The following is a 12,325-nucleotide window of genomic DNA, read 5'->3' as shown; positions in this document are numbered from 1 at the left end:
ATATATTTAAGTAGTTATAATTTATTAGGAGAAGAGTGAATGATAAAATTAAATTTTGATATAAAAAGGCATAAGTTAAAAAATGGGTTAGAGGTAATAACTATAAACAAGAATACACAAATAGCGTCTATAAATATAGGTGTTAAAGTGGGTGCATTAAATGAGAGTTTAGAACAAAAGGGGATAAGTCATTTTATTGAACATTGTTTATTTAAGGGAACATACAAAAGAAGTGATGAGGAGCTTAATAGTGATTTAGAAGCTTTAGGGGGAGAGTACAATGCGTACACTGATTACGAAGCTACTGTGTATACAATTAGTTGTTTGATGGAAGAATTTAATAATGGAGTATCAATATTAAGTGATATGATTATAAATTCTAAATTCGAAGCAAGTGAAATAGAAAAAGAAAGAGGCGTAATTTTAGCTGAAATAAGGACTGGAAAAGATGACTTAGAAGATTATAGCTTTAAAAATGTAAATAATGTAGCATTTACTAAAAGTCCTTTAAAATACGAAGTAGCAGGTCTTGAAGACAATGTTAATAAATTTACTAGAGAAGAAATTAAAAAATACTATGAAAAATACTATACACCTAAAAATTCATTAATCACAATGGTTTCATCATTAAGTCATGATGAAGCAATAAAATTAATAGAAGAAAATTTTGGTATGTGGACTGGAGAAAAACCAGAAAATCTAAAGGTTGTTAAAGAAAAAAATAAGAGTATAACAAAAATTACGTACAAAAAAGATATAGAACAAAGTACAATAATTTATTTGTATACTTTCAACGAGTTAGAAAAAGAAGATGAATTACCACTTAGAATATTAAACCATAGACTGGGAGAGAGCGCTAATTCGCTTTTATTTAGAGAAGTAAGAGAAAATAGAGGTCTTGCTTATGATATATATACAAACTTAGAAATAAGTACTAATATAAAAACACTATATATATACACATCAGTAGCTGAAGAAAACTTAGAAGAAGCTAAAAGTGCAATAGATGAAACATTGAAGAATATCATTGATGGAAAAATTCAAATAGGTGATAGAGATTTAGACGTAATGAAAAAAGTTCATAAAACAGCAGTAATTTCAACATTAGAGGATTCTTTAGAGCTTTGTAATTATATGTTACATCAAGAACTTGAAGGTGAAGATATATTTGAATTTGTTAAAGATATGGAACGATTAAATAATATTGACAAAGTCAAAATAAATGAAGTGAGTAAAAAAGTTTTTAAAAGTCCAACTATTCATATACTAAAATCTAATTAATAAAATTTTACACAGTTTTAAATCAAATTTAAATAGGTTAAGGTGAGAAAATCAAATGGCTAAAATAACAAAACTAGAAATTCAAAAGAGAAATAAAGAAAGAGTTAATGTATTTTTAGATGAGGAGTATGCATTTTCTATAAGTGCTGAACTTATATATAAAGAGGGAATTAAGGTAAAAGATAATGTAGATTCAGAAAAACTTAAGGAATTAGCAAATAAAGATGCTATTATAAAATGTAGAGAAGCTGCAATAAGAACTATAGAAAGAAATTTAAAAACAGAAAAACAAGTAAGAGATAAATTGAATTTAAAGGGATATGATGAAGAGGCTATAACTAAGGCAATAGATTTTTTAAAGGAGTATGATTTTTTAGATGATAAAGATTATACTAATAAATTTGTTAAAGATAAGTTGAAATCTCAAGGGAGTAATAAAATTAGATACTCACTTATGCAAAAGGGAATATCTAAAGATGTTATAGAAGAGGAACTTAGCAGTATAGATAAAGAAAATGAAAAACAAAGTGCACTTGTTTTAGCACAAAAGAAGCTAAATAGTCTTAGAAAAACGGAAGATGATATGTATAAGATATCAAATAAATTATACAGATTTTTATTATCAAAAGGCTATGGATATGAGATTATCAAAGACGTAGTTAAAGAGGCCATGGATTTTGAACTTTTTGATTAAAGGAGAACATAAATGGAAAAAATTCTTTTATACAAAGTTATGATTTTTGGTATAATAGGACTGTCAATAATGTTTAGTATAATAAAGGTATTAAGGAATTCCAATATTGATTATGTTATTGCTCCTATAATAGATACAATAGCAAGCATATTGACATTTATGCTGATTTTGTTAAAATATGAGAATATTAATAGTATATTATCATACTTTATTAAAAACATTTTAGGAGATTTATATTTAACTAATGGAATAATCAAAATAATTGGTATTATAGCCTTATTTATAATTATAAAATTTATAATAAAATTTATAATTTCAATAATACAATCAACTATTTTTAGCGGTGGAAAGAAAGTTATAAATGAAAGTAAAACATTACTAATTATTTTTTCAACTATATTTGGTATCGCTAGAGCTTGTATTTTTATATTGATATTATTTGTTCCTATAATAATGTTTAATTCTATTCCTAACAATCCTTATCAGATTAATATTTTTAATGATATTACTGCGTTTAATAAAGTAGAAGATATTATAGATAAAAATAAATCTAAAATCATAAATAATGGACTGATTAAGGATATAGCATCGAATAGAATCATTTATTATAATGGGATTACTTTAGATGAAGGGGTAAAATCTAATGATGTTATTAACGAAAAGGCAAGAAAAATAGTATCATCAAGTAAGAATGATAGAGAAAAGGCAAAAAAATTATATTCTTGGATTGGCTCTAATATAACTTATGATTACGACAAAGCGACTAGAGTTTTAAATTCAGAAAATGTAAAAAATAGTGGTGCCATATGTGCATATGAAGAAAGAAATGGTATATGTTTTGATTATGCATGTCTTTATGTAGCTATGGCAAGAGCAACTAACCTTAAGGTTAGATTAATAACTGGAAAAGCATATAATGGAGAAGAATATATAAGTCATGCATGGAATGAAGTATACTTAAGTGATGAAAACAAATGGATTAAAGTTGATTCAACATTTTATAATGCGGGGAATTATTTTGACTGTGATAATTTTGATGAGATACATATAAAAGATAATATTGCAGGAGAATGGTAGAGTAAGAAGCATATTTATAATATACTTCTTATAAAATATAAGAAGTATATTATTTTTTTGATATTTTTGTAAGTATTAAATTTATGGCTTTTTCGCAATCAGTATCATCATTGCTAATAGCCCATGCTATATTAAAAAATTGCAAGGCTTTATTTAGTTTATTTTTCATAGTGTAGCAGTAGCCTAAATTAAAATAATATTTGCTTTCATTTTGAATAGTAAGAGCATTTTTTAACATAGTGATTGCTTTATCAAACTGCTTTAACTTAATAAAACAAACACCAGCATTATAATATGAACAAGCCTCATTTTGTTTTTGAGTAGCAGATTTTTTATAACAATCAATAGCTCGTAAATAATCTTGAGTATTGTACAATTTATTTCCTTCATTAAAATAGTTCATTTTAACCTCCGAATATATTATTTTATAAGTTATTAAAATATATAAGATCTCCAATATACTAATTAAATACATTTAGATTATAGACATGTAAAATAACTACTATACATAAATAAAACAAAATTGAAATAATAATGTTGTATACAAATAAAAATATTAATATAGAATTTGTATTTTAATTTAGAGTAGGTGAAATTGAAGATGAAGAACTATAAAATAGGATTAGACATTGGCTCGACAACGGTTAAACTAGTTGTTCTTAATCATAAAGAGCAATTAGTATATAGTAAATATGAAAGACATTATTCTGATATAAAGAGTACTATTATAGAGTTAATAGAAGAAGCATATAAAGATCTTGGAAATATTTATTGTACATTAAGCGTAACAGGCTCTGGAGGACTTTCTGTATCTAAATGGCTTAATGTAGAATTTATACAAGAAGTTATTGCATGTTCAAAAACAGTTGAAACAATAATTCCAGAAACAGATGTTGTAATAGAATTAGGTGGAGAAGATGCTAAAATAACTTATTTCAGAGGTGGACTTGAACAAAGAATGAATGGAAGCTGCGCAGGGGGAACAGGAGCATTTATAGATCAAATGGCTGTTTTATTAAATACTGATGCTAGTGGTTTAAATGAATATGCTAAAAGTTTTAATGTTATATATCCAATAGCATCAAGATGTGGAGTATTTGCAAAAACAGATGTACAACCTCTTATAAATGAAGGCGCAAGTAAAGAAGATATTTCGGCGTCTATATTTCAAGCAGTGGTTAATCAAACTATAAGTGGACTAGCGTGCGGTAAACCTATAAAGGGAAATGTAGCTTTCCTTGGAGGACCATTATTCTTTTTATCCGAGTTAAGACAAAGATTTATAGAAACATTAAACCTAAAAGAAGAAGAAGTGATTTTTCCTAAAAATCCACAATTATTTGTAGCACAAGGAGCAGCATTATTATCAACAAAAAATAACTTTACAGATCTTGAGAGTATAGTAAAAAAAGTAAAAAATTTATCTGCAATAAAAGATGATGATGTTGAAAGATTAGATGTATTATTTGAAAATGAAGATGAATATATAAAATTCAAAAAAAGACATGAAAAGGCTAAGGTAAAAAGAGGAGATTTAAATAATTATAAAGGTAAGGCTTTTTTAGGAATAGATGCAGGATCAACAACTACTAAAATTGCATTGATAAATGATAAAGATGAACTTATATATTCTTTATATGAAGGTAATGAGGGTAATCCTCTTAAAAAAGTTATACAAATGTTAAAAGACTTATATTCCAAATTACCAAGTGAAGTTGAAATTACAAATACAACTGTAACAGGATATGGAGAAGCTTTAATTAAATCAGCATTACATATTGATATTGGAGAAATAGAAACAATTGCTCACTATAAGGCTGCAGAATATTTTCTACCAGGAGTTGATTTTATTTTAGATATTGGTGGACAAGATATGAAATGCTTAAAGATAAAAAATGGAACAATAGATAGTATATTGTTAAATGAAGCTTGTTCATCTGGATGTGGTTCTTTTATAGAAACATTTGCGAAATCCTTAAATATGAAAATTGAAAATTTTGCAAAGGAAGCAATTAAATCAAAAGCACCTGTTGATTTGGGCTCAAGGTGTACTGTTTTTATGAATTCAAGAGTTAAGCAGTCACAAAAAGAAGGTGCTGAAATTTCTGATATATCTGCTGGTTTATCATATTCTGTAATAAAAAATGCTTTATTTAAAGTTATTAAATTAAGAGATGAAAAAGATATTGGAGATAAAGTAATAGTACAAGGTGGAACATTCTACAATGATGCTGTACTTAGAAGCTTTGAACTTGTTTCAGGTAGAGAAGCAGTTAGACCAGATATAGCAGGTCTTATGGGTGCTTTTGGATGTGCAATAATATCAAAAGAAAGATATGTAGATGGAGAAAAATCTAGTATACTTTCTAAAGATAAAATTAACAACTTTAATATGACAGCAGTATTTAAGAGATGTGGGAAATGCGGAAATAATTGTCTTTTGACTGTTAATAAATTCTCTACTGATGAAGAGTTTATTTCAGGTAATAGATGTGAAAGAGCACTTGGAGTAGATAAAACTAAAAATGATATTCCTAATTTATACAAATATAAGTATAAGAGAACTTTTAATTACATTCCTCTTAAAGAAAATGAAGCTAAAAGAGGAGTAATAGGAATTCCAAGAGTATTAAATATGTATGAGAATTATCCATTTTGGTTTAAAACTTTAACAGCACTTGGATTTAGTGTAAAATTATCACCTTCGTCAAGTAAAAAGATATATGAAAAGGGAATAGAAACAATACCATCAGAATCAGCTTGTTATCCAGCAAAATTAGTTCATGGACATATTATGTCACTTGTAGATTCAGGAGTGAAAACTATTTTTTACCCTTGTATACCATATGAGAAGAATGAATTTGTAAGTGCTAACAATAATTATAATTGTCCAATGGTAACATCATATCCTGAAGTAATTAAAAATAATGTTGATGAATTAAAAGATAAAAATATAAAATATATTTCTCCATTCTTTTCATTAAATGATGAAAAAGAATTAGCAAAGAGAATAGTTCAAGAATTTAAAGATTATAATGTTACATTAAAAGAAGCAGAAATAGCTGTATATTTAGGAGCTAAAGAAAGAGATGAATATAAAAAAGATATACAAAATAAAGGTGAAGAAGTTTTAAAATATCTTGAAGATAACAATAAATACGGAATAGTTTTATGTGGTAGACCATATCATATTGATCCAGAAATAAATCATGGAATTCCTGATGTAATAAATTCTTATGGCATGGCTGTATTAACAGAAGATAGTATATCTCATTTAGGTACTTTAAAAAACAAACTTAGAGTTGTAGATCAATGGACTTATCATTCAAGATTATATAGAGCAGCACAAGTTGTATCAGAAAATAATAATCTTGAAATAATTCAATTAAATTCTTTTGGATGTGGACTAGATGCTGTAACAAGTGATCAGGTTTCTGAAATAATAAGCGCTAAAGGGAAGATATATACTTTACTTAAGATAGATGAAGGAAATAATTTAGGAGCAGCTAAGATTAGAATTAGATCATTAAAAGCTGCAATAGAAGAAAGATTAAGAAAAAATTATGCCCCTATTGAAGAAAAAATAGAATATAAAAATCCTATTTTTACAAAAGAAATGAGAAAAACCCACACGATACTTGTACCACAAATGTCTCCAATTCATTTTAATTTAGTAGAAGAAGCAGGAAGAGCAAGTGGGTATAATATTGAAGTGTTACCTTCAATTGATACTAAAGCTATTGAGGAAGGGTTAAAATATGTAAATAATGATGCATGCTATCCATCTATAATTGTCATTGGTCAAATGATTAATGCTTTAAAATCAGGAAAATATGATTTAAATAATACATCAGTTATTATAAGTCAAACTGGTGGCGGATGTAGAGCAACTAATTATATAGGATTTTTAAAGATGGCTTTAAAACATGCAGGATTTGAAAATGTACCTGTAATATCTTTAAATGCAGTAGGACTAGAAAAACAACCAGGATTTAAAGTAACTTTTAAATTTTTAAATAAATCACTAATGGCTTTAATATATGGTGATTTATTTATGAAAACACTATATAGGACAAGACCATATGAAAAAGAAAAAGGTTCTGCATTTTCATTGTATGAAAAATTCAACGAGAAGGCTAAGAAGATTATAAGAACTGGAAGTAAGAAAGAATTTAATAATAATATAAAAGAAATAATAGAAGCTTTTGATAAATTACCATTACTAGATATTAAGAAGCCAAGAGTTGGAGTTGTGGGTGAAATATTAGTTAAGTTCCATCCCACTGCTAATAATGATATAGTTGGTATATTGGAAAGAGAAGGTGCTGAAGCTGTAGTGCCTGATTTATTAGACTTTTTCCTATATTCAGCATATGATGATGTTTTTAAGCATGATTATCTTGCAGGAAGTTTAAAGAATAAAGTTATTAGCAAATTGGCTATAGCATATATAGAAAGTTTTAGAAAATCTATGAAAAAATATTTAGACAATAGTAGTAGATTTACAGCACCAAAGCATATAACAGAATTAGGTAAATTAGCTTCACCAATAGTATCGCTTGGAAATCAAACTGGAGAAGGCTGGTTTTTAACGGCAGAAATGATTGAGTTGATTGAAAATGATGCTGAAAATATAGTGTGTATGCAACCTTTTGCATGTTTACCAAATCATGTAACCGGAAAAGGTATGATAAAAGCACTTAAAGAAAAATATCCAAAGTCTAATATAGTTGCAATAGATTATGATCCAGGCGCATCAAATGTAAATCAATTAAATAGAATTAAGCTAATGCTTTCAGTTGCATTTAAAAATATAGAAGATCAAATTATATTATGCAAGAATATAGAATCTAAGGACAATGTGTTAAAAAAAGAAGTTAGTATAACCTTGGAAAAAAAAGAATAACATTTTATTATTTGATTATGTTTTAGTAGCATGTTGATATATGCGTAAGCAAAGTGGGCTGAGTAATTGAATTTAGGAATACTAAAAATGAATATAGTCCCATTTTAGCTTGCTCCCAATATAAAATTAAGACAAGCAGTAAGTGTGACAATACTCATTGAGAAGTCTCAAAGTCCAATTACAATGCCTCTCTGCCTATTGCATATATCAACACATATTTAAAACATATCCTAATTATTTAGATGTTTAAATTGTGTACAGGTTAAGATATAATTTTATTGTACTTATGTAGAATAAAGAGGTGAATTTTAGATGAAATTAGAATTAACAATATTTGAATTAGGTCAAGCTTTAAAAAAATTAGAAAAAAAGCATGAACTAGATTTACTAGTGAAATCAACATTAAATGGTGGTTGGATGACATTAAGAGGAATGGCTAATATACAAAGAGTTCCAGGATTAACTTTAGGTTGTATTAGTAAAGGAAATAATATTATAGATATAAAAATAAAAGATAATAATGGACAAGGAAGTACATTAAAGCTTACTGGTGCAAAAGAAAAAAAATTTAATGTAGAGATATCTTCAACTAAATATATAGAATTATCTAATAAAAACAGACTTAGTTCAAATGAAATAAAAGTTAACCAAAATGAATGTAAGTTACGAATTGATGAAAATATGATATTTACTATAAAAGCTAGTGCAGATGAAGTAATAAAGCTTATAAAATAAGCGAGTTTTAGGTATTAAATTAAAAGTATAAATACTAAATAAATTTATTAATAAAAAATTATATGCTTGTCTAATGAAGAATTAGAGATATTAGAAAGCATAAAATAGTTTTTAGAGAATTACTTTATAAAGAAGCTCATTAAATATTAAGATTAGTTTTAATATTTAATGGGTTTATTTATGTTTTAATGGATAATTTATAAACACAATCTAATACTATTAATGATATTTAATTTAAATTTGATAGTGTAGAAAAATAAGAAATCATTTAATAAAAAATACTAAATATAAAATCAAAGTAATTATATGGAGGATAAAATTAAGTGTTAAAAAAAATATTAAATATTAGTATAGTTGTATTTATGATAATCATAATATTTGTAAATTATAATAAAAATTCAATAATTACTAATTCAAAGGTTGAATTAGTAAATCCAGCTAAAGTAGGTGTATTAATATACAAATTTGATGATGAATATACCTCTACAATTCAAAAAAACTTAGAAGAAATTCAAAAGGAAAATGTAGGTAAAGTTGAATTTAGTTTTTTTGATGCTAATGGGGATCAAAGTAAACAAAATGAAACTATAGATACAGTACTAAAAAATGAAGTAGATCTTTTATTAGTAAATTTAGTTGATACGAGTGAAAAATCTACACAAACAGTTATTGATAAAATCAAAGAAAAAAATATTCCAGTAATTATATTTAATAGAGAGCCAATTAGTAAAATACCTGTAAAATCTTATGAAAAAGCTATTGTTTTAGCAAGAAATCCAGAAGAAGCAGGTATTCTACAAGGAAAAATTCTTGTTGATTTATGGAATACCAATAGATCTGAAATAGATGTAAATAAAGATAGTATAATGCAATATGTTATGTTAACAGGTGAACGTAATAATCTAGATACTATTGCAAGAACAAAATACTCTATTGAAACTGTTAATAAAAATGGAATAAAAACTGAAGAAATTGCATTAAGAGTTTCTGATTGGAGTAGAAAATTAGCAGAAGAAGCTGTTACTCCATTGCTTTATCAATATGGTAATAAAATTGAAGCAATAATTGCAAATAATGATGCTATGGCTATAGGTGCTATTGAAGCTTTACAGAAGCAAAATTATAATAAAGGAGATGAAACAAAAAAAATTATAGTTGTTGGAGTTGATGCAACACCAGAAGCACAAGAATTAATAAAAAAAGGTTTTATGTCAGGAACTGTTTTTCAAGATCCTCGTGCAGAAGCAGAAGCACTTTATACTTTAGGGATGAACTTAATTTCAGGTAAAAGTGCTATTGAAAATACAGACTATGAATTTGATGACACAGGAGTTACAATTCGTATACCATATAAAGAATATATCACTGAATAGAAAAACAATAAAATTTAGTATAAATAAAAATAATTTACTTATTAGAATAAAATATTATGATAAACACAACATATAAATAAAGCGAGGTGATACAAATGGACAATAATAAAAATAGGTTAAAAGATAGACCTAAATCAAATGTAGAACTTAGAAAAATAGACCCTAAAGAAAATTCGGATTTAGGTATTATTGATGGAAAAAAGATAGGTGCACCTTCACATAAAGAAAAAGATCATTTTTAATAAAGTATAAAATAAATACAAGTGTACACCATAATGTTGAGGTGATATTAATGAGTAATAAAAGTAATAAAATGAGAGAAAATAATAAAAGAAAAAAGAAAAATGTAAATCATAATCCTCAAGCTGAAAGTGTAAAAGCAGTTTTTGGAGAACCAAAAGCTAAACCATATGATCCAACAGATTTTAAAATTTAATAAAGAAAAGAATTATAAGATAAAGCATGAGTAAATCAATTTATTCATGCTTTATTTATATGAATAAAAAATGAATTGATTTATAAATTAGAATTGGAGATTTTTTATTTTATATCAAAATTGAGGGTGTAACTGTCCTCTAACCATTTATCTAATCCTTCTTTAGTAAAAAAATATCTACTTTTACCAACCTGAAAATGAGGAATTTCAGAATCAGAATCATTAACTGTATAAACATTATACAATATATTACTGGAAAATTTTTAAGTTTAGGAGTAAGATAATATGATTGTTCTAAATAACTATTTAAAAACTAGTAAATTATCCTGAGAGGGAATAATATAGTTACTAGAGGGGAGAGGGGGCTATAATATGTTTATAAGAAAAAATGTTTTAAAATTAGCTATACCAATAATAATAGAGCAAACATTTGTTATGCTTTTGGGTGTATGCAATACAATGATGGCAGGACATATAGGGGAAGAAGCGGTTTCTGCAATTGGAATGGTAGATTCAATAAATAATATGTTTATATCTTTTTTTGCAGCCTTATCTGTTGGAGCTACTGTAGTTGTTGCACAGCATATTGGAAAAGAAAATCATAAAAAAGCAAATGAAACAGCTAGACAAGCTTTGGTATCTGGATGCTGTTTAGCTGTTTTAATAAGTATTTTAATGTGGATTTTACGTGTTCCAATGATTAATGCTTTATATGGTACAGCAGAAGAATTAGTAAAATCAAATGCAAAAATATATTTAGAACTTACACTTATTACGTATCCTTTTATTGCAGTGCAGCAAATTGCAAATGGAGTATTAAGAGGATGTGGAGATACAAAAACACCAATGTATATTACAATGTTTATGAATATTATTAATATAATTTTAGGATATATATTAATTTATGGAATAAAAGATGTTAATTTATTAGGATATGTTTTAAATACAACATCATATGGAATAGAGGGTGCTGCAATATCAATTGCAATTGCAAGATTGGTTGGAACAATTCTTATAGGAATTGTTTTATTTAGAGGAAGTAGAATTATAAGAATGAGAAAGATTTTCCCATTTAAATTTGATTTAGAAACACAAAAGAGTATATTTAATATAGGAATACCAGCAGGTGTTGAGCAAGTACTTTTTAATGCAGGAAAATTAATTGTTCAAATATTTATAGTAACTATGGGAACCGCATCAATAGCAGCAAATGCAATAGGTTCATCAATAGCAACTATTGTTGCAGTACCAGGAAATGCACTATGTTTAGCTGCAACAACTTTAGTAGGTCAATATGTAGGACGAGATGATACAAAAGGTGCAAAAAGCACACTTGTTTATTTAACTAAATTTGGAACAGTATGTTTGGTGGCAATAGGTTTAATATTTATTCCTATTTCAGAATGGGTATCTTCTTTTTATACAGATAGTATAGAGGTAATAAAACTTTCATCTACATTAATTAAAAGTAATAGTGTGGCTTTAATAGTATGGCCTATTTCTTTTATATTATCATCAGGGTTAAAGGGAGCTGGAGATACAAGATATACTATGTTAACAGCATTTGTAGGAATGTGGATTTTTAGAATATTTACAGGATACATTTTAGGAATAGTATTTAGACTTGGTGTTTTAGGAATTTGGATTGGAATGTACACAGATTGGTTAATCAGAGGAATAATGTATTGCTTTAGGCTTAGAGGTGAAAAGTGGCTTAAACATAAAGTTGTATAATAAATTAGGCTATGTTTTAGCAGAGTGTTGATATATGCATAAGCAAAGTGGACTGAGTAATTGAACTTAGGAATGCTAAAATGAGTATA

General features: G+C 26.6%; 10 protein-coding genes. 9 read left to right on the top strand and 1 reads right to left on the bottom strand.

Going from position 1 to position 12,325, the window contains the following annotated elements; genetic code table 11:
* Positions 1-39: 39 nt before the first annotated feature.
* The 3 genes from RGC78_RS12835 to RGC78_RS12825 are packed head-to-tail and all read left to right on the top strand — an operon-like array spanning position 40 to position 3,052.
* Complete coding sequence (locus RGC78_RS12835) at positions 40-1,281, top strand: M16 family metallopeptidase (protein WP_252213156.1); 1,242 nt, start codon at positions 40-42, stop codon at positions 1,279-1,281.
* Positions 1,282-1,336: 55 nt separating this feature from the next.
* Positions 1,337-1,975, top strand: a complete 639-nt coding sequence (gene recX / locus RGC78_RS12830) for a recombination regulator RecX (protein WP_252213157.1) — start codon at positions 1,337-1,339, stop codon at positions 1,973-1,975.
* A 12-nt stretch (positions 1,976-1,987) separates the two neighbouring features.
* Positions 1,988-3,052 carry a transglutaminase-like domain-containing protein gene (locus tag RGC78_RS12825; RefSeq protein ID WP_252226133.1) on the top strand — a complete coding sequence of 355 codons (1,065 nt, stop codon included), beginning with the start codon at positions 1,988-1,990 and terminating at the stop codon, positions 3,050-3,052.
* Positions 3,053-3,101: 49 nt separating this feature from the next.
* On the opposite strand, the gene RGC78_RS12820 is transcribed toward RGC78_RS12825, so the two are convergent.
* Positions 3,102-3,455 (bottom strand): tetratricopeptide repeat protein, encoded by a 354-nt coding sequence (locus RGC78_RS12820; protein ID WP_252213159.1) that lies wholly within the window; start codon positions 3,453-3,455, stop codon positions 3,102-3,104.
* 198 nt (positions 3,456-3,653) lie between these two features.
* On the opposite strand from RGC78_RS12820, the gene RGC78_RS12815 reads away from it, so the two are divergent.
* From RGC78_RS12815 to RGC78_RS12790, 6 genes are all read left to right on the top strand, one after another.
* Entirely contained in the window at positions 3,654-7,958 is a 4,305-nt protein-coding gene (locus RGC78_RS12815) for a 2-hydroxyacyl-CoA dehydratase (protein WP_252226131.1), read from the top strand.
* 312 nt (positions 7,959-8,270) lie between these two features.
* Positions 8,271-8,693: a UDP-N-acetylglucosamine pyrophosphorylase gene (locus tag RGC78_RS12810; RefSeq protein ID WP_252213161.1), complete on the top strand. Its 423-nt coding sequence runs from the start codon at positions 8,271-8,273 to the stop codon at positions 8,691-8,693.
* A gap of 323 nt (positions 8,694-9,016) precedes the next feature.
* Entirely contained in the window at positions 9,017-10,066 is a 1,050-nt protein-coding gene (locus RGC78_RS12805) for a galactose ABC transporter substrate-binding protein (RefSeq protein WP_252213162.1), read from the top strand.
* A gap of 95 nt (positions 10,067-10,161) precedes the next feature.
* On the top strand, positions 10,162-10,308 hold the full coding sequence (locus RGC78_RS12800) for a hypothetical protein (RefSeq protein ID WP_252213163.1): 147 nt from the start codon (positions 10,162-10,164) through the stop codon (positions 10,306-10,308).
* A gap of 50 nt (positions 10,309-10,358) precedes the next feature.
* The gene (locus tag RGC78_RS12795) at positions 10,359-10,502 is read left to right on the top strand and encodes a CPC_1213 family protein (protein WP_491536912.1); all 144 of its coding nucleotides are present in this window, start codon (positions 10,359-10,361) and stop codon (positions 10,500-10,502) included.
* A 372-nt stretch (positions 10,503-10,874) separates the two neighbouring features.
* A complete protein-coding gene (locus tag RGC78_RS12790) occupies positions 10,875-12,236 on the top strand; it encodes an MATE family efflux transporter (protein WP_309556761.1) in 1,362 nt (453 codons plus the stop codon).
* Positions 12,237-12,325 lie beyond the last annotated feature (89 nt).

The organism is Clostridium aquiflavi (assembly GCF_031344075.1).
Taxonomy (GTDB): domain Bacteria; phylum Bacillota; class Clostridia; order Clostridiales; family Clostridiaceae; genus Clostridium; species Clostridium aquiflavi.
This window is presented reverse-complemented; position numbering and strand designations above follow the sequence as displayed.